Genomic DNA, 17,719 nt, shown 5'->3' on the forward strand with positions numbered 1-17,719 from the left:
GTCGGGGGTGTCGGGGGTGTCGGGGGGGGTCAGTGGGTGTGGGACGGTTCGCCCGGGCCGTGGCTGTGCGCGTAGCCGTGGCCGTGCTCGGCGTCCAGGCCGGCGGCGGTGCCGTCCTCGCCGTGGCCGAGCAGGTGCAGGGCGTCCGCCACCCGGGCCGCGAGCACCCCGGCGACGGCGGACGGGCGCAGCAGCGGGCCGCCGTCGAGGACGCCGGGGACGGGGGTGCGCAGGGCCGGTCCGAACGCGGCCGGGACGGCGGTGACGGTGCGCGCGCCGAGCAGGCGGCAGCGGGCCGCGCCCTCGGCCGGGTCGGGGTCGCCGCCGTCGAACGCGACCTCCACCCAGCGGTGGCGGCCGAACTGCCGGGCCAGCCGGGCGATCCGGAACAGTTCGGCGTCCTCGAACGGGCCGGCCGCCGGGGCGGTGACCAGCAGCGCGCCGTCCGGGGTGACGGGGGCGGTGCGGGCGGCGGCGCGCAGCCAGCCGACCAGGTGTTCGGCGGCGGCGAACGGCGCGGTCAGCGCGAGCCGTCCGGGCCGCTGCCCCTGCTCGGCGGTGAGTCCGCGCAGGGTCCGGGCGGTCTCGGCGACCAGGCGCGGATCCCGGCCGAGGGTCATCGGGACGACGCACACCGGGTGGCCGCCGGGTGCGGCCAGGGCCGCGCGGACCGCCTCGGCGAGCGGGCGGCCCGCCGGGGCGGCGGCGTGCACCGTCGGCCCGGCGGCGTGCACCGTCGGCCCGGCGGTGGCGGCGACCAGGGGGGCGAGGTCCCGTCCGCCGTCGCTCTCGTGGCCGCCGGCCAGCACCACGACGGCGTGCTGAGGGCGCGTCATGGGTCAGGCGCCGACCGGGTCGTGGCAGGAGACCAGCTTGGTCCCGTCGACGAAGGCGGCCTCGACCTGGAGCAGCGGGAGCATCTCGCGCACGCCCGGCATGACGTCCTCGCCGCGGACCGCCTGCTTGCCGATCTCCATGCACTCGGCGACGGTCCGGCCGTCCCGGGCGCCCTCCATGACGGCCTCGCTGATCAGTGCGCAGGCTTCGCTGTAGTTCAGCTTGACGCCGCGGTCGCGGCGTTTGCGGGCCAGGTCGGCCACGACGTAGATGTACAGCTTGTCGATCTCGCGGGGGGAGAGATTCACGGGAGCCACGCGTCCTTTCCGGGAATCCGGTCGAAATGCCGGGCGGCGTTCGGGCAGCGCCGAGTGCCGCCGGGCGGCGGGGTGGGAAGTGTCCGAAGTGTCGGGGGTTCCGGGGTGGTAGGGCGGGGAGCGGTCGGCGGTCAGCGCCGGTGCAGTCGGGGCACGGCGGGGACGGCGGCCAGGAAGAGCAGGGTGGTGAGGACGAACGGCCAGGTGAGGGCGTGGCCGCCGAACGGGGCGGTGACCGCGCCGAGGGCCGGGGTGAGCAGGGTCGCGGTGGCCGCGCCGGCCAGGGCGTACCCGAGGCTCCACCCGCCCGGGGCCAGGAACACCCCGTACAGGGCGAGGGCCGTCAGCACGCCGCTGTAGCCGAGCAGGCCCTGGCCGATCTGGTCGCCGGGCGCGCCGAACGCCCAGGCGGTGAGCAGGGCGGTGGCGCTGCCCGCGCAGGCCGCCAGGCCGGCGAGGCGGCCGGCGGCGAACAGTCCGGCCAGGAACAGCAGGCCGGCGTACCACTGCGGGAGGAAGAAGACCTGGCCGATGTTGGCGAAGAACCCGTGCCAGAGGTCGCCCCAGCCCGGCGCGGTGGTGCCGGTCGCGGGGGCGGGCAGTGCGGCGGGCGCCGGGGCGCCGTGCCACAGCTGCCGGAAGCCCGGGGCGGCGGCCGTGAGGGCGGTGGCGACCAGGCAGAACGGTGCGGTCAGGACGGGCAGCGCGGCCTTGGCGAGCAGTGCGGCGAGGCCCGCGGTGAGTACCACCGCGACCGCCGCGCCGAGCACCGCGACCGCGAGGGTCGCCGGGTGGCCCGCGCCCAGGAACACGGCGCAGGCCAGCGCCACCAGGCACCCGTTGTAGCCGTGCAGCCCCGCCCCCACCGCGGTCCGGTCCAGCCCCAGCCCGTACGCCACCGCGGTGGCGACGGCGCTGCCGAGCAGCCCGTAGAGGCCGTACTGCGGGCCGGCCGCGAACAGGGCCGCCGTGAAGAACAGCCCGCACACCGCGGACGGCATGAAATCGACCTGCGCGACCCCGCGCAGGACTTCCGCCGGGAACCGGCCGAATACCGGCCGGATCGCCGCGGCGGCCTTCTCCCCGCCCCATTGCTGACCCATGACTGCGCACCAATTTCCGGTACGGCCGGCCTGCCTGGAAGTTGGCCCCGGCGATTCCTCCGGAACCGTACTCCTGCGGATTGCGAATTCCATCAGGAACGGGGAGTCACGCCAAATCCACGGAGCGTCACCACCCGGCCACTGAGCTGCAACAATCTGTTGAATCAGCAGCTCAGCGGCACCGCCGAGAAGGGCATCCTTTGCCAATTTTTACCGGCTCGTGACGCCCCGTCGGTTTCGGTGACAGCCGCGTGTTCGACGCAAAGCGGTCCGAGGCGGACAATTCGGTCGGTCAAGCGGTGGATGATCGGTGAAACGCCCCCGCATTGTGGCGGAACCGTGAATGCGGGTAACGCGCTCAGGCGGCGTCCGCACCGAGCATCCGGCGGAAATCGGCCACCGCCGCGTCGAAATGACCGTGGTAGCCGCCCTGGGCCAGCCGCAGCACGAAGGCCACGGCGTCGTCCGGGTGCGGGTCGGCGTACGGCTGCCCGTTGTAGTCGAGGAACAGCAGCATCGACTCGAAGGCGGTGCGCTTGTTCCGGTCCGTCATCGGGTGGTTGCGGGCGAGGGACTCGCCGAGCGCGACCGCCTTGGCCCACGCGTCCGGGTACGCGTCCGCCCCGAACGCCGAGGCCCGCGGACGGCCGAGCGCGGAGCGCAGCAGCGAGCGCTCGCGCACCACCGCGACGCGGCCCAGCAGGTACGCGATGTCGTCCTCGTCCAGGTGCGCGGCGGCCTCGTGGCGGGCGCTCACAGCTCGGCCAGCCTCTCCAGCGTCTCGGCGTTCGCCGCCCGGATCCGCGCCACCAGCGCGGCGCGGCGCGCGGCGTGCTGCTCGGACTGCCGGTCCTGCTCCTGCCGGTCCTGTTCCTGCTGCTCCACCTCGGTGCCTCCTCCCGGACGGGTTCGATCCCCCGGGGTGGAAGCTAGCGGGCGGGGCGCGGCGCGGTCGATCGGTTATTCGACCGGCGGGCGGCGGACAGCGGGGGACGGCGGGGGACGGCGGTCAGGCCGGGTGGTCGAGGTGTCCGGCGGCGGTGGCGAGGGCGGTGAGGACGGGGCGGATCAGGGGGTGGAGTTCGGCGCCGGCCCGGGTCGCGGCGAAGACCCTGCGGGTGGCGAGGGCGCTGTCGACGGGGCGGACGGCGATCGCGTCCGACTCGGTGCCGCGCAGGGCCGAGCGCGGGACCAGGGCCACCCCGGCGCCGGCCGAGGCCAGGGCGGTGACGGCCCGGAAGTCGTCGGAGGAGTGGACCAGCCGGGGCTGGAAGCCCGCGTGCTCGCAGGCCAGCAGGACCACGTCGTGGCAGGGGTTGCCCGGGTAGGGGCCGATCCAGGGCTCGGCGGCCAGGTCGGCGACCGCGACCGGGCCGGTCCCGGCGGCGAGCGGGTGGTGCAGCGGGAGGACGGCGTCGAAGGGTTCGGCGTACAGCGGCAGCCGGGTCAGCCGGCGGTCGTCGGCGCGCGGGGCGCCGCGGTACTCGACGGCGACGGCGATGTCGGCGCGTCCGTCGAGCAGCATCGGCAGGCTGGCGTCGCCCTCCGCGTCCAGGACGCGGACCCGCAGGTCGGGGGCGCTGCCGGCGAGGGCGGCGACGGCGGGGGCGAGGACCAGGGCGATGCCGGTGGCGAAGGCGGCGACGGTGACCTCCCCGGCCGCGCCGGAGCTGTAGGCGGCGAGGTCGGCCTCGGCGCGTTCGAGCTGGGCGAGGACGGCGTCGGCGTGGGTGAGCAGGATCTCCCCGGCAGCGGTGAGCCGGACCCCGCGTCCGGCCCGGACCAGCAGGGTGTGCCCGGTCTCCTGCTCCAGCGCGGCGAGCTGCTGGGAGACCGCGGAGGGGGTGAGGTAGAGCGCGGCCGCCGCGGCGGTCACGGTCCGGTGGTCGGCCACGGCCCGGAGGGTCCGCAGCCGTCGTGCGTCGATCACGGGTCAATTCTGCCAGCGCGGCGGACCCGTCCGGGACGGGGGCCGGACCCGGGACGGCACGGGGCCCCGGACGGACACGGCGCGCGACGGCGCGGGGCTCGGCGCAGCGCGGGGAAGGGCCGTACGGGGCCGGGGAAGGGGTGGCGCGGGGAGCCGGGAGTGACTCCCCGCGCCGGTGGGCCGTCCCCGGAAGGGGGGTTGGGGGACGGGCCCCGGTGGGACGCGGTTGAGGGTGCCCGCGCCCTGGTCGGGAGGGGTGGGGTCAGGCGCCGGGGGCGTCCAGCGCGGCGCGGGCGTCGATGAAGGCGGCCACGGCGCGTTCGACGTCCGCGGTGCTGTGGGCGGCGGAGAGCTGGACCCGGATGCGGGCGGCGCCGTGCGGGACGACGGGGTAGGAGAAGCCGATCACGTAGACGCCGCGTTCGAGGAGGAGTTCGGCGAGGCGGCCGGCCCGGGCGGCGTCGCCGACCATGACGGGGGCGATGGCGTGCTCGCCGGGCAGGATCTCGAACCCGGCCTCGGTCATCTTGGTCCGGAACAGCTCGGTGTTGGCCCGCAGCCGGTCGCGCAGGTCGTCGCTGGTCTCCAGCAGGTCGAGGACGGTGAGCGAGGCGGCGGCGATCACCGGGGCGAGCGAGTTGGAGAACAGGTAGGGGCGGGAGCGCTGGCGCAGCAGGGCGACGATCTCGCGGCGGGCGGCGACGTAGCCGCCGGACGCGCCGCCGAGGGCCTTGCCGAGGGTGCCGGTGATGATGTCGACGCGGTCCATCACGCCGTGCAGTTCGGGGGTGCCGCGGCCGGTGGGGCCGACGAAGCCGACGGCGTGCGAGTCGTCGACCATGACCATCGCGTCGTAGCGGTCGGCGAGGTCGCAGATCTCGGCGAGCGGGGCGATGTAGCCGTCCATCGAGAAGACGCCGTCGGTGACGATGAGGCGGCGGCGGGCGTCCTGGGTGTCCTGGAGCTGCTTCTCCAGGTCGGCGAGGTCGCGGTTGGCGTAGCGGTGGCGGCGAGCCTTGGAGAGGCGGATGCCGTCGATGATGGAGGCGTGGTTGAGGGCGTCGGAGATGACGGCGTCGCGCTCGTCGAGCAGGGTCTCGAAGACGCCGCCGTTGGCATCGAAGCAGGAGGAGTACAGGATGGTGTCCTCCTGGCCGAGGAACTGGGAGAGGCGCTGCTCCAGTTCCTTGTGGACGTCCTGGGTGCCGCAGATGAAGCGCACCGACGCCATGCCGTAGCCCCAGCGGTCGAGGGCGTCCTTGGCGGCGGCGACCACGGCGGGGTGGTCGGCGAGGCCGAGGTAGTTGTTGGCGCAGAAGTTGAGCACCTGGCCGCCGTTGCCGGAGGTGACGGTGATCTCGGCGGACTGCGGGGTGCCGATGACGCGTTCCGGCTTGAACAGGCCGGCTTCGCGGATCTCGGCGAGGGTGGCGGCGAGGTCGTCGCGGACGTTCTCGAACACGGGGGTGTCGCTCCTAACGAGGGGTCAGCGGGCGTACGCGGGTGGCGAGGTGCAGCGTCGTCCGGGCGAGTTGCAGTGTCGTCCGGGCGAGTTACAGCGTCGTCCAGTCGAGGATGACCTTGCCGCAGTTGCCGCCGGCGGCCTCGTCGAAGGCGGCCTCGAAGTCCTGGGCGGCGTGCCGGCCGGTGATCACCGGGGTGAGGTCGAGTCCGCCCTCCAGCAGCACGGACATCGCGTACCAGGTCTCGAACATCTCGCGGCCGTAGATGCCCTTGATGGTGAGCATCGAGGTGACCACGTGGGCCCAGTCGACCGGGAAGTCCTCGGCGGGCAGGCCGAGCATGGCGATCTTCCCGCCGTGGGTCATGTTGGCGATCATCGACTGCATGGCCTCGGGGCGGCCGGACATCTCCAGGCCGACGTCGAAGCCCTCGCGCAGGCCGAGCTGGTGCTGGCCGTCCTCGATGGTGTGCTGCGAGACGTCCAGGGCGAGGGTGACGCCGAGCTTGCGGGCCAGGTCGAGGCGGTACGGGGAGACGTCGGTGATCATGACGTTGCGGGCGCCGGCGTGCTTGGCGACGGCGGCGGCCATGATGCCGATCGGGCCGGCGCCGGTGACCAGGACGTCCTCGCCGACCAGCGGGAAGGACAGCGCGGTGTGCACGGCGTTGCCGAACGGGTCGAAGATCGCGGCGACGTCGAGGTCGACGGGGACGCGGTGCACCCAGACGTTGGAGGCGGGCAGCGCGACGTACTCGGCGAACGCGCCGTCGCGGTTGACGCCCAGGCCGATGGTGTTGCGGCACAGGTGGCGGCGGCCGGCCAGGCAGTTGCGGCACTTGCCGCAGACCAGGTGGCCCTCGCCGCTGACCAGGGCGCCGACGGTGATGTCGGTGACGGCGGCGCCGACCGCGGCGACCTCGCCGACGAACTCGTGGCCGATGGTCATCGGGGTCTTGATGGTCTGCTGGGCCCAGCCGTCCCACTTGCGGATGTGCAGGTCGGTGCCGCAGATGCCGGTGCGCAGGACCTTGATCAGGACGTCGCCGGGGCCGATCTCCGGTTCCGGGACGTCGGTCATCCAGAGTCCGGGTTCGGCGTTCAGCTTGACGAGTGCCTTCACGGCGAGCGCTCCTGACGCGGGGTTCGGTCGGGCCTGCGGGTCGGCAGGCCCGGGTGCGGGCGTGCGGCGGTGCGCAGGCCCGGTGGGGCGGCCCGGTGTGCGGCGGTCACCGGCCGGGCAGAGTGAAATCTGCCTGGTCACGGTGGGTGCGGTCCATCGAGGAATTCTTAACGGGTGCCACAGCTGGGCTGAACGATCGTGCCCGAGCTGCTGCTCGGGTCCGGTTGCGGCATGCCGCAAGACACCCGGACGGAGCAGCGGGGAGCGGCACGACGGAGGTGCGGGAGGGGCACGGCGGGGGTGCGGGAGGGGCACGGCGGAGCAGCGGGAGGGACACGGCCGGGGCGCGGGAGGGTCGCTGACGGGGGGTCAATCGGGTGTCCGGGTTTTGACCTAGCCTTGACATTCGGGATTGGTCCAGTCCATTTTGTTGTGCGCGCTCCCTACGCACCTCCGCCCCCATCCCCCACTGGAGGTACCCGTGCACGCCCCCAACCGCCGCGCCACCGCGGTCGGCGCGGCCGCGCTGCTGCTGGCCACGGCCGCCGTCGCGGCCGTTCCGAGCAGCGCGAGCGCTGCCAACATCCTGACCAACCCCGGCTTCGAGACCGGCACGCTGAGCGGCTGGTCCTGCTCCGGCGGGCTCGGCTCGGTGGTCTCCACCCCCGTCCACGGCGGCTCGAAGGCACTGGCCGGCGCGGTCAGCGCCTCGGACAACGCCAAGTGCACCCAGACCGTCGCGGTGCAGCCCAACACCACGTACTCGCTGTCGAGTTGGGTGCGCGGCAACTACGTGTACCTCGGCGTCACCGGCGGCACCTCGACCTGGACGCCGGCCGCGGCCGACTGGAAGCAGCTGACGGTGAGCTTCACCACCGGCGCCGCGCAGACCAGCGCCGAGGTGTACCTGAACGGCTGGTTCGGCCAGGGCACGTACTACGCGGACGACATCAGCCTGGACGGCCCGGGCGGCGGCACGCCGGACACCCAGGCCCCGACCGCGCCGGGCAACCTGACGGCCACCTCGACCGCGGCCACCCAGGTCTCGCTCTCCTGGGGCGCCTCGACCGACAACGTCGGCGTCACCGCGTACGACGTGTACAAGAACGGCACCCTGGCCACCACCGTCACCGGCACCACGGCGACCGTCACCGGCCTGACCGCCTCGACCGCGTACACCTTCACCGTGAAGGCCCGGGACGCGGCGGGCAACACCTCGGCCGCCTCCAACTCCCTTGCGGTGACCACGCCTTCGGACGGCGGCGGCACGCCCGGCACCTTCAAGCAGGCCGCGCCGTACCTGTACAACGGCTGGGGCAACCCGCCGGCCGCGAGCACCGTGATGAACGCGACCGGCATCAAGTGGTTCACGCTGGCCTTCGTGCTGGCGCAGAACGGCTGCAACCCGACCTGGGACAGCCAGCGCCCGCTGCTGAACGGCGTGGACCAGCAGACCATCAACGCGGTGCGCGCCGCGGGCGGCGACGTCGTCCCGTCCTTCGGCGGCTGGTCGGGCAACAAGCTCGGCCCGAACTGCGCCGACGCGACCGCGCTGGCCGGCGCCTACCAGAAGGTGATCGACGCCTACAACCTGAAGGCGATCGACATCGACATCGAGAACACCGACGAGTTCGAGAACTACACCGTCCAGGACCGCATCCTGAACGCGCTGAAGATCGTCAAGCAGAAGAACCCGGGCATCAAGACGATCGTCACCTTCGGCACCGCGATCAGCGGCCCGACCGCCCCCGGCAACCGGCTGATCGAGCAGTCCAAGGCGCTCGGCGCGGACATCGACGTCTTCACCATCATGCCGTTCGACTTCGGCAACGCGTCGACCGACATGTACGCCGCCACAGTCAGCGCCGCGACCGGCCTGAAGAACAAGCTCAAGTCGGTCTACGGCTGGGACGACGCCACCGCGTACTCGCACCTGGGCATCTCCGGCATGAACGGTCTCAGCGACAACAACGAGACCACCTCGATCGCCAACTGGACCGCGATCCGCGACTGGGCCAACACCAACCACATCGCCCGCCTGGCGTTCTGGTCGGTCAACCGGGACCGCGGCTGTGCGGGCGGCGGCCTGCAGGAGACCTGCTCCGGCATCGCCCAGTCCGACTGGCAGTTCACCTCCATCACGGCCGGCTTCACCGGCTGACGCGCCACCACTCCCCGACGGCCCCGGTCCCACCCCACAGGGACCGGGGCCGTCCCCGTCCCCGTGCCGGGGTCCGCGGGTTCGCGGGTTCGCGGGTTCGCAGGTTCGTGCTACGAGACGTCGGGGCGGGTCATCAGCGGTGCGCGCAGGTGCAGTTCGAGCCGGGGGCCGGTCAGCGGGACGGTGCTCCACACGGCCGTCGCGGTGCCCGCGGCGGCGTCGACGGACAGCCGGACCCGGTGCGGGGTGGTGACCAGGTGGAGGTCGGCGGTGAAGGTGTCGCCCTGCCAGGCGCCGGACGCGACGACGGGGCGGCCGAGCGGGGCGCTCTCCCGGCGGTCGCGGTGGCCCACCGCGAGGCTGATGCCCGTACCAGTGCCGGTGCCGGTGCCGGTAGCGGTGTCACTGCCGGTGCCGGTGCCGGGGCCAGGGATCGGGCCGGGGAGCGGGCCGAGGCGCAGCTGCCAGCCGGTGCCGTCGGCGGCGGGGTCGACGCGGACGGGGGTGCCGTCGGGCAGCGCCGAGTCGGGGACGGAGGCGTCGAGCAGCGCGCGGGCCGTCCGGCCCGGGTCGGCGGTGCCCGACGGCAGGGGCAGCGACAGCGCGCGCAGCCGGTCGGCCAGCTCGCGGTCCTCGCGGGGGCCGTCCGGGTGGTCGAGACCGGGCAGCAGGCACTCCCACAGGGCGTCGAACACCTCCTGGGACTCCCCCTGGGCGGTCACCGCGACCACCAGGTCGCGCCCGGGCACCACCACGCACTGCTGGCCGAACGCGCCGTGGCCGTGGTAGCCGTGGCGGGACATCCAGAACTGGTAGCCGTAGCCGCAGGAGAAGTCGGCGTCCGTGGCGCCCTCGATGAACGGCACGCAGTCGACGTGCCGGCGGGTGGCCCGCTCGACCCACTCGCGCGGGACGAGCTGCCGCCCGGCCCGGCTGCCGCCGCGCAGCAGCAGTTCGCCGAAGGCGGCGACGGCCTCGGTGGTCAGGTGCAGGCCGTGGAAGCCGAAAGCGGCGCCGCTGGCGACCCGGTCCCACTCGGCGTGCTCGATGCCCATCGGCCGGAACAGGCGCTCGTCGAGGAACTCCGGCAGGCTGCGGCCGGTGACCCGTTCGACCATCCGGGCCAGCAGGAAGGCCGCCGCGTTGTCGTAGACGTGCCGCGTCCCCTCCGGCGCGGTGAACGGCAGCCCCAGGAAGCCCTTCACCAGGTCCGTCGGCTCCCGCTCCCAGGCCGCGGCGAGGCTGTCCTCCGGGTGCCCGGCGGTCATCGTCAGCAGGTGGTGGACGGTGATCCGGCGCCCCTGCCCCACCAGCCCGGCCGGGACGTGCTCGGGCAGCACGTCCACCACCCGGTCCGCCGGGTCGAGCAGCCCGTCGGCGACCGCCAGCCCCACCGCGACCGCCGTGAACGACTTCGTCAACGAGTAGAGCAGGTGCGGCCGTTCGGCCGTGTACGGCGCCCACCAGCCTTCGGCGACGACCCGCCCCCGGCGCACCACCATCAGCGAGTGGCACTCCACCCCCCGTGCTTCGAGCCGGTCCAGCACCGCGGCCACCGCCCGGGACGAGACCCCGACCTCGGCCGGAGCCGAACGCGGCAGCAGCGCCCCCCGGACGGACGGATCGGACAGCACGTGCGGGGCGGCCATGCGAACTCCCGGTCGAACGAGGCGGATCCGGCCCGGAACCGGACCGTCGGCCCCGGCAGGCTACGGCCCGCGCGGCCCCGGCTCCACGGGTTTTCCGACCCGTCAGGAGCACGGACGGGTCGGGGCCCGGTCCTGCGGCTGCCGCGGCCGGACATGGTGCGCGAGGGAGGTGAGGGAGGTGAGGTAGGCGAGGTGCTCGGGGTCGAGGTCGGTGGCCCGGCCGCGGTCCTCGATCGCGTGCAGCAGGGCGGCCCGGGCCAGGAAGCGGTACGCGAAGACCTCGGTGCTCGGGGCGCACCAGGACAGTTCGACCGGCGACGGGGGGACCAACTCGCCGTCGGGGCCGTACCGTTCGCCCCGCTCGGTGGTCAGGTCGCGGTCGGTGTGGACCACGGCGGAGCTCCCGTCGCGGTGCAGGTAGAGGTACCAGAGGTGGCAGTTCTGCGCTTCGCGCAGGAGCAGCACCAGCCGGTCGTCCGGGTGCAGCGGGCTGGGCAGCGGGCCCACCGGGTCGGTCCGGTAGCCGCTGGCCCGGTCGAGGCAGCGGTGCAGGCGGGAGCGGGTGATCAGGGCCGTGAAGTCGGCGGGGAGGGCGAGCCCGTCGGCCGCCAGGGCGGCCGCGATCCGGTCGGTCACGGGGGTGCGGTGGTCCAGCGCTCCGCCGGTCTGCCCGAACCAGGCGTAGTCGCCGGTGAAGGACGCCTCGTCCAGCGGTGGCAGGGTGTCGAGGGAGTGCCGGGGGAACACCGTCCACCGGTGCGCGTCCCGCCGGTAGGGGTCGATCGTCGCGCCGAGCCAGTGGGCGGGGAGGCGGACGGCCGCCGGGCCGGCGCCGATCGTGCGGTGACCGGGGTCCGGGTCGGGCGGCGGTGCGGCGAGGACGCGGGTGTGCGGGCTCCAGCGGGCCGGGGGGAGTTCGGTGGCCGGGTGGCCGAGTTCGTCGGGCGGCGGGATCCGGCCGGGGGCGTCGCGCGGGTCGGGCTCCGGTTCGGGGGCGAGGAAGTCTCCGAAGCCCTCGCGCAGGTGCTCGGGCCAGCGGGCGTCGACGGCGAGCGCCTCGGCGGTGCAGGCCGGGCAGTCCCCGTCGCTTCCGCCCCACATGCCGAACGGGGAACCCGACAGGTCCGGCCGTCCGATCCCGCACAGGGTGCGGCGCGGGTGGGCGTAGGCGTGCCGTCCCGGCTCCGGCAGCAGGTCGGAGACCGCCCGCTCCCAGCGCATCTCCCACGGCGCGTACGGGCTGCGGCTGACCCGGAGTTCGGGGCCGTGGGTGGTGGCCGTCGCCCGGCACCACGGGCACTCCCAGGTCTCGCGCCGCCACCGGGTGGGCGGCTCGTCCCACTTCGCCATGGCGTGGCCGCAGACTTCGCATCGCATGGCGGGCATTGTGGCGTCCGGTGCCGACACCCGGCGTCGACAGCCCCAGCAGCCGACACTCGACATCCGACACCCGGCGCCGAGGGCTCAGGCGAAGGAGTGCGTGTAGTCGGGGAGTTCGATGTCGGCGGCCTTGGCGGCCTGGGCTTCCATCAGGCGGCGCAGCGGCCAGCGGGTCATCCAGCGCATGGAGGCGGCGCGCAGGGCGATCATCGGGGCGGTGGCGGGGGCGTAGCCGCGCATGCCGCCGGGCGGGAGTTGCTGGGCCTGGGCGGCGTAGGGGCGCAGGCGGTGCTGGTAGGCGGGGTAGGCGGTGGTGAAGTCGCCGCGGGCGGTGGCGAGTTCGCCCGCCAGGAGGTACGCGCCGACCAGGGCGAGGCTGGTGCCGAGGCCGGTGAGGGGGGTGGGGCAGCAGGCGGCGTCGCCGATCAGGGCGGTCCGGCCGCGGGTGTAGTGGTCGAGGCGGACCTGGCCGAGGTGTTCGAGGAAGAAGTCGTCGGAGTCGGCCATCGCGGCGAGCAGGCGGTCGGTCTCCCAGCCGGCGCCGGTGAACTTCTCGGTGAGCAGGCGCTGTTGGGCGGCCCGGTCGCGGCGGTCGAGGGCGAGCGGGGCGGAACGGAAGCTGAGTCCGGCCTTGGTCTCGCCGGGCAGGCGGCCGGGGCGGGCCATCGCCACCAGGCCGCCGGGGGCGTTGTACATCAGGAACCAGCCGTCGAGGTCGAGGTCGATGCGGGTGGTGAACCAGGCGGTGTAGCCGCCGAGGGGGACGAAGTGCTCGCTCTCCGGGCCGAAGGCGAGGCGGCGGGTGACGGAGTGCAGGCCGTCGGCGCCGACCACCAGGTCGAAGCGGCGGGGCGGGGCGTTCTCGAAGGTGACGTGGACGCCATCGGGGTCCTCGTGCAGGGCGGTGACGGTGTCGTCGAAGAGGTACTCGACGTCGTCGGCGACGGCCTCGTACAGCAGGTCGGCGAGGTCGCCGCGGAGGATCTCCAGGTCGGAGACGATGCCCTCGCCGCCGAAGAGCTCGGTGGGCAGCCGGGCGGTGTGCCGGCCGCGGCGGTCGACCAGGGCGATGCCGCGCTGGTCGACGGCGAGTTCCCGGGCCCGGTCGAGCAGTCCCATCCGGGCGATGACGGTACGGCCGGCGCCGCGCAGGTCGACGGTCTGGCCGCCGGGTCGGGGGGCGGGGGCGCGTTCCACCACGACGGGGCGGAAGCCCGCCCTGCGTAGCCAGTACGCCAGGGCGGGGCCGGCGATGCCGCCGCCCGAGACGAGGATGTCAGGGTTGGTCGTCGAGTTCTTCATGACACCGAACGTACGGCGTACGCGCTGCACTATGCAAGCCCGTGAGTATGGAATTCTGGAGTGCCGCACTAGTGCACCAGTGCGGCGGGGGAACGGCGGGAGCTGGTGCCGGGACGGCCCCGGCAGCTAGCATGGCCGCTCACTGGTGCACTAGTGCGGAGGTGAGGCGGGTGGACCGCTACGAGCAGATCGCGGGCGAACTGCGGGAGCGGATCGAGCGCGGCGAGCTGCGCCCGGGCGACCGGGTGCCGTCCACCCGGGAGATCACCCGGCGGTGGAACGTGGCGATGGCGACGGCCACCAAGGTGCTGGCGGAGCTGCGCGGCCGGGGCCTGGTGCGGGCCGTCCCGGGCGTCGGCACGGTGGTCGCCGGGAGCCCGGGCCCCTCCCCCTCCCCCGCCCCGGCGGAGCGCCCGCCCGGGCGGCAGCTGCCCCGGCGCCCGGCGCCGGAGGGCGTCCTGACGGCGGAGCGGATCGTCGCGGCGGCGGTCGCGGTGGCCGACGGCGAGGGGCTGGAGGCGCTGTCGATGCGCCGGGTCGCGGCCGAGCTGGACGTGGCCACCATGTCGCTGTACCGGCACGTCCCGGACAAGGACGGCCTGGTGCACCTGATGATGGACCGGGTCTTCGCCGGGGTGTCGTTCTCCGCCGCGGACGCCGCGCTCGGCTGGCGGGCCCGCCTGGAGCTGGCCGCGCACCTGCTCTGGCGGACCTTCCGCGCCCACCCCTGGCTGGCCTCCGCGCTGTCGGTGACCCGGCCGCAGCCGGTGGCCAACGCGCTGCCGTTCGGCGAGTGGGTGCTGTCCGCGCTGGTCGCCGAAGGCCTGGACGTGCCGAGCGTGTTCACCGCCTACCTGACGCTGTTCAACTACGTCCGGGGCACCGCGCTCAACCTGGAGATGGAGGCCGCCGCCGAGGCCGCCACCGGGCAGGACGCCGAAGCCTGGATGGACCAGCAGGAGGGCATGTTCATGGAGCTGGTCGCCGCCTACCCCACCTTCGTCCGGCTCACCCGGGAGGGCTACGACTTCGACCTCGACCAGCTCTTCGAGTTCGGCCTGCAGCGCCTGCTGGACGGGCTGGCGGTGCTGATCGGGCAGGTGGCGCCGGACGGCCGGGCGGCGGACGGCCGGACGCCGGACGGCCGGACGCCGGACGGTCAGGACAGCAGGTCGCCCAGGTCGTAGGAGACCGGCTCCTCCAGCTGCGCGTACGTGCAGCTCTCCGGGGTGCGGTCGGGCCGCCAGCGCTTGAACTGCGTGGTGTGCCGGAACCGGGTGCCCTCCAGGTGGTCGTAGCCGACCTCGGCCACCCGCTCGGGGCGCAGCGGCACCCAGGAGAGGTCCTTCCTGCCGGTCCAGCGGCTGACCGCGCCGGGCAGCCGGCCGCTCGCCTGGGCCTGCTCGTCCTCCCAGCGCGCCCAGGGGTGGTCGCCGAGGTCGGCCGGGTCGAGGCGCAACGGGGCGAGTTCGGCGGCGAGTTCGGCCCGGCGGGCCATCGGGAAGGAGGCGCTGACGCCGACGTGCTGGAGGCGGCCGCCGGTGTCGTACAGGCCGAGCAGCAGCGAGCCGACCACCGGGCCGGACTTGTGCTCGCGGTAGCCGGCCACCACGCAGTCGGCGGTGCGGGCGTGCTTGACCTTGAAGAGGGTCCGCTTGCCCGGCCGGTACGGGGCGTCCAGCGGTTTGGCGACCACGCCGTCCAGTCCCGCGCCCTCGAAGCGGGAGAACCAGTTCCGGGCGGTGTCCAGGTCGGTGGTGGCGGGGGCGAGGTGGACCGGCGGGACGGCACCGGCCAGCAACCGGGCGAGTTCGGCCCGGCGTTCGACCAGCGGGCGGCCGGTCAGGTCGTCCCCGTCCAGGGCGAGCAGGTCGAAGACGACGAGGGTGGCGGGGGTGCGCTCGGCCAGGGTGCGGACCCGGGAGGCGGCCGGGTGGATGCGCTCCAGCAGCTCCTCGAAGTGCAGCCGCCCGTCGTGCGCGACGACGATCTCGGTGTCGACGACGCAGCGTCCGGGCAGCTGCTCCCGGACCGCGTCGACCACCTCGGGGAAGTACCTGGTCAGCGGTTTGGCGGTGCGCGAGCCGAGTTCGACCTCGTCGCCGTCGCGGAACACGATCGCCCGGAAGCCGTCCCACTTCGCCTCGTACTGCATGCCGGGCGGGATCGCGGCGACGGGCTTGGCCAGCATCGGGGACACCGGCGGCATCACGGGTAGCTGCATGCCCCCGATGGTGGCCTGGCGGAACGGCGGCGGGCGGCGTGTCGGACCGCCCCGGCGTGTCGGAGCGCCCGGGCACGTCGACGGGAGTCGGGCCGTCCGGGGGTCGGGCCGTACGGGGGCGCGCGGCGTGTCGGAGGGCGGGGGCGGCACGGCGGCGTGCCTAGCGTGGGGGCATGGCTGGAGCAGCGGTGGAGCTGGAGGTCGGCGGCCGGACGGTGCGGCTGTCGAACCCGGACAAGGTGTACTACCCGGAGCCCGGGTACACGAAGCGGGACGTCGCCGAGTACTACCTGGCGGTCGCGTCCGGGGTGCTGCGCGGGCTGCGCGAGCGGCCGACCACGTTGCAGCGCTTCCCGGACGGGGTGGGCGGCGAGTTCTTCTACCAGAAGCGCGCGCCGAAGAACCTGCCCGACTGGCTGCCGACCGCCCGGATCGCCTTCCCGTCCGGGCGCAGCGCCGACGAGGTCTGCCCGACCGAGGAGGCCGCCGTGCTGTGGGCGGCGAACCTCGGCTGCCTGACCTTCCACCCCTGGCCGGTGCGCCGCGCGGACACCGAGCACCCGGACGAACTGCGCGTCGACCTCGACCCGCAGCCCGGCACCGACTTCTCCGACGCGGTCCGGGCCGCCCTTCAACTGCGGCCGCTGCTGGAGGAGTTCGGGCTGACCGGCTGGCCGAAGACCTCCGGCGGCCGGGGCCTGCACGTGTACGTGCCGATCGAGCCGCGCTGGACGTTCACCGAGTGCCGGCACGCCGTGATCGCGCTCGGCCGCGAGCTGGAGCACCGCTCGGGCGGCGAGGTCACCACCGCCTGGTGGAAGGAGGAGCGCGGCACCCGGATCTTCGTCGACTACAACCAGATGGCCCGCGACCGCACCATCGCCTCCCCGTACTCGCTGCGCCCCCGCCCGCAGGCCACCGCCTCCACCCCGCTGCGCTGGGAGGAGCTGGAACGGGTCTCCCCCGCCGATTTCACGCTGCGCACCGTCCCGGCGCGGTTCGCCGAACTGGGCGACGTGCACGCCGGGATGGACGGTCAACGGGGCTCGCTGGAACGGGTGTTGGAGCTGTACGCGCACCAGGGGGCGGGCGACCTGCCCTACCCGCCGGACTTCCCGAAGATGCCGGGCGAGCCGGACCGGGTGCAGCCGAGCCGGGCGCGGGGGCGGGGCCGGGCCTCGGAGCAGTGAGCGGCGGGGCCGGGGGCGGGCCGCGGAGCAGTGAGCGGCGGGGCCGCCGCGGCGGCCGGTCAGTCGCTGGCGAGGCGGGCCGGGAAGCCGCCGGTGGCGATCGGGCTCCAGCGGCGCGGGGTGATCCGGATCAGCGACTTGCCCTGGCGGCGCATCGCCTCGCGGTACTCGTCCCAGTCCGGGTGCTCGCCGGAGATGTTCCGGTAGTACTCGACCAGCGGTTCCAGCGCCTCTGGCAGGTCCAGCACCTCGGCCTCGCCGTCGATCTGGACCCAGGGGCCGTTCCACTCGTCCGAGAGGACCACCACGCTCACCGCGGGGTCGCGCCGGGCGTTGCGGGTCTTGGCCCGTTCCGGGTAGGTGGAGACGACGATCCGGTTGGCGTCGTCGACCCCGCAGGTCAGCGGGGACGCCTGCGGGCTGCCGTCGGCGCGGCGGGTGAGCAGCAGCGCCCGGTGGCGGGGGCGGACGAAGTCCAGCAGCGCGGCCAGCTCCACCCGGGTGTTGGTGGCGATCGAAGGGCTCATGGCTGCCAGCCTAGGCGGTGGGGCGGCTCGCCCGGTGCGGCCCTGACGGGGTGTCGGGGAAGCTGGGTCGTCCGGGGACGGCGGGCGCGGCGGGGTGTCAGGCGCGGCAGGGTGCCGGGCGCGGCGGGGAAACGGGGTCAGGCCGGGTGGCGGGTGGTCAGCCGGGGCCGGTGGGGCGGGTGCGCAGGCGTTCGCCCTGGGGGCCGAACAGGACCAGGTACTCGACGGGGCGGTCCGGGGCGGCGTTGGCGACGGCGTGCGGGGTGCGGGTGTCGAACTCGGTGGCCTCGCCCGCGGTGAGCAGCAGTTCGCGGTCGCCGAGGGCGAGGCGGAGGCGTCCGGAGAGCACGCAGAGCCACTCGTGGCCGGGGTGGGAGACCGGGCGCGGCCGGGGCGGGGGTGCGGTGGCGGCGGGCAGGACGTGCTTGTGGGCGTGCAGGCCGCCGACGTAGTGGGTCAGCGGGAGCACCGTCTTCGCGGTGCCCGGGTCGGTGCGGCGGGGCGGGGCGGGGCG

17 protein-coding genes are annotated in these 17,719 nt (G+C 74.5%); 3 read left to right on the plus strand and 14 right to left on the minus strand.

Annotated elements, in window-relative coordinates; genetic code table 11:
• Positions 1–29 precede the first annotated feature (29 nt).
• From IH44_RS0134010 to tdh, 8 genes are all read right to left on the minus strand, one after another.
• Positions 30–836: a hypothetical protein gene (locus IH44_RS0134010; protein ID WP_030463672.1), complete on the minus strand. Its 807-nt coding sequence runs from the start codon at positions 834–836 to the stop codon at positions 30–32.
• Between the two features lie 3 nt (positions 837–839).
• The gene (locus tag IH44_RS0134015; RefSeq protein WP_030463673.1) at positions 840–1,145 is read right to left on the minus strand and encodes an urease subunit gamma; all 306 of its coding nucleotides are present in this window, start codon (positions 1,143–1,145) and stop codon (positions 840–842) included.
• Positions 1,146–1,285: 140 nt separating this feature from the next.
• Positions 1,286–2,257 (minus strand): urea transporter, encoded by a 972-nt coding sequence (locus IH44_RS0134020; protein WP_051817892.1) that lies wholly within the window; start codon positions 2,255–2,257, stop codon positions 1,286–1,288.
• Positions 2,258–2,615: 358 nt separating this feature from the next.
• Complete coding sequence (locus IH44_RS0134025; protein WP_063759741.1) at positions 2,616–3,014, minus strand: type II toxin-antitoxin system death-on-curing family toxin; 399 nt, start codon at positions 3,012–3,014, stop codon at positions 2,616–2,618.
• A complete protein-coding gene (locus IH44_RS49235) occupies positions 3,011–3,142 on the minus strand; it encodes a hypothetical protein (protein WP_255358162.1) in 132 nt (43 codons plus the stop codon). Before IH44_RS49235 ends, IH44_RS0134025 begins: the two co-directional genes overlap by 4 nt.
• A 124-nt stretch (positions 3,143–3,266) precedes the next feature.
• Positions 3,267–4,187, minus strand: a complete 921-nt coding sequence (locus IH44_RS0134035; RefSeq protein ID WP_030463676.1) for a LysR family transcriptional regulator — start codon at positions 4,185–4,187, stop codon at positions 3,267–3,269.
• A 262-nt stretch (positions 4,188–4,449) separates the two neighbouring features.
• The gene (locus IH44_RS0134040; RefSeq protein WP_030463677.1) at positions 4,450–5,649 is read right to left on the minus strand and encodes a glycine C-acetyltransferase; all 1,200 of its coding nucleotides are present in this window, start codon (positions 5,647–5,649) and stop codon (positions 4,450–4,452) included.
• 91 nt (positions 5,650–5,740) lie between these two features.
• Entirely contained in the window at positions 5,741–6,772 is a 1,032-nt protein-coding gene (gene tdh / locus IH44_RS0134045; protein ID WP_030463678.1) for an L-threonine 3-dehydrogenase, read from the minus strand.
• Positions 6,773–7,253: 481 nt separating this feature from the next.
• Between tdh and IH44_RS0134050 the strand changes: the two genes are divergently transcribed.
• Positions 7,254–8,933, plus strand: coding sequence for a carbohydrate binding domain-containing protein (locus IH44_RS0134050; protein WP_030463679.1), 1,680 nt, complete (start codon positions 7,254–7,256; stop codon positions 8,931–8,933).
• Positions 8,934–9,043: 110 nt separating this feature from the next.
• Here the strand turns inward: IH44_RS0134050 and IH44_RS0134055 are convergent, their stop codons facing one another.
• From IH44_RS0134055 to IH44_RS0134070, 3 genes are all read right to left on the minus strand, one after another.
• Positions 9,044–10,582, minus strand: a complete 1,539-nt coding sequence (locus tag IH44_RS0134055; RefSeq protein ID WP_030463680.1) for a serine hydrolase — start codon at positions 10,580–10,582, stop codon at positions 9,044–9,046.
• Positions 10,583–10,684: 102 nt separating this feature from the next.
• The gene (locus IH44_RS43350; RefSeq protein WP_157852556.1) at positions 10,685–11,959 is read right to left on the minus strand and encodes a hypothetical protein; all 1,275 of its coding nucleotides are present in this window, start codon (positions 11,957–11,959) and stop codon (positions 10,685–10,687) included.
• Positions 11,960–12,046: 87 nt separating this feature from the next.
• Positions 12,047–13,264: an FAD-dependent monooxygenase gene (locus IH44_RS0134070; protein WP_030463681.1), complete on the minus strand. Its 1,218-nt coding sequence runs from the start codon at positions 13,262–13,264 to the stop codon at positions 12,047–12,049.
• Positions 13,265–13,434: 170 nt separating this feature from the next.
• On the opposite strand from IH44_RS0134070, the gene IH44_RS0134075 reads away from it, so the two are divergent.
• Entirely contained in the window at positions 13,435–14,451 is a 1,017-nt protein-coding gene (locus IH44_RS0134075; protein WP_081967303.1) for a TetR/AcrR family transcriptional regulator C-terminal domain-containing protein, read from the plus strand.
• Here IH44_RS0134075 and IH44_RS0134080 read toward each other — a convergent pair.
• Positions 14,424–15,488: an ATP-dependent DNA ligase gene (locus tag IH44_RS0134080; RefSeq protein ID WP_030463683.1), complete on the minus strand. Its 1,065-nt coding sequence runs from the start codon at positions 15,486–15,488 to the stop codon at positions 14,424–14,426. The genes IH44_RS0134075 and IH44_RS0134080 overlap by 28 nt on opposite strands.
• Positions 15,489–15,661: 173 nt before the next feature.
• On the opposite strand from IH44_RS0134080, the gene ligD reads away from it, so the two are divergent.
• Entirely contained in the window at positions 15,662–16,678 is a 1,017-nt protein-coding gene (gene ligD, locus IH44_RS0134085) for a non-homologous end-joining DNA ligase (protein WP_030463684.1), read from the plus strand.
• Between the two features lie 59 nt (positions 16,679–16,737).
• Here the strand turns inward: ligD and IH44_RS0134090 are convergent, their stop codons facing one another.
• Entirely contained in the window at positions 16,738–17,205 is a 468-nt protein-coding gene (locus tag IH44_RS0134090) for a PPOX class F420-dependent oxidoreductase (RefSeq protein ID WP_030463685.1), read from the minus strand.
• A gap of 157 nt (positions 17,206–17,362) precedes the next feature.
• The coding region (locus IH44_RS0134095; RefSeq protein WP_030463686.1) for a cupin domain-containing protein at positions 17,363–17,719 on the minus strand (357 nt) is incomplete at its 5' end.

Origin of the sequence: Kitasatospora sp. NRRL B-11411 (assembly GCF_000721345.1) — a bacterium.
Classification (GTDB): Bacteria; Actinomycetota; Actinomycetes; order Streptomycetales; family Streptomycetaceae; genus Kitasatospora; species Kitasatospora cineracea.

What these genes read in the sequence shown, in the direction of transcription:
- IH44_RS0134020 (WP_051817892.1), bottom strand. Translation starts at nt 2,257, where the DNA reads ATGGGTCAGCAATGGGGCGGGGAGAAGGCCGCCGCGGCGATCCGGCCG.
- IH44_RS0134090 (WP_030463685.1), bottom strand. Translation starts at nt 17,205, where the DNA reads ATGAGCCCTTCGATCGCCACCAACACCCGGGTGGAGCTGGCCGCGCTG.
- IH44_RS0134055 (WP_030463680.1), bottom strand. Translation starts at nt 10,582, where the DNA reads ATGGCCGCCCCGCACGTGCTGTCCGATCCGTCCGTCCGGGGGGCGCTG.
- IH44_RS43350 (WP_157852556.1), bottom strand. Translation starts at nt 11,959, where the DNA reads ATGCGATGCGAAGTCTGCGGCCACGCCATGGCGAAGTGGGACGAGCCG.
- IH44_RS0134010 (WP_030463672.1), bottom strand. Translation starts at nt 836, where the DNA reads ATGACGCGCCCTCAGCACGCCGTCGTGGTGCTGGCCGGCGGCCACGAG.
- IH44_RS0134080 (WP_030463683.1), bottom strand. Translation starts at nt 15,488, where the DNA reads ATGCAGCTACCCGTGATGCCGCCGGTGTCCCCGATGCTGGCCAAGCCC.
- IH44_RS0134070 (WP_030463681.1), bottom strand. Translation starts at nt 13,264, where the DNA reads ATGAAGAACTCGACGACCAACCCTGACATCCTCGTCTCGGGCGGCGGC.
- ligD (WP_030463684.1), top strand. Translation starts at nt 15,662, where the DNA reads ATGGCTGGAGCAGCGGTGGAGCTGGAGGTCGGCGGCCGGACGGTGCGG.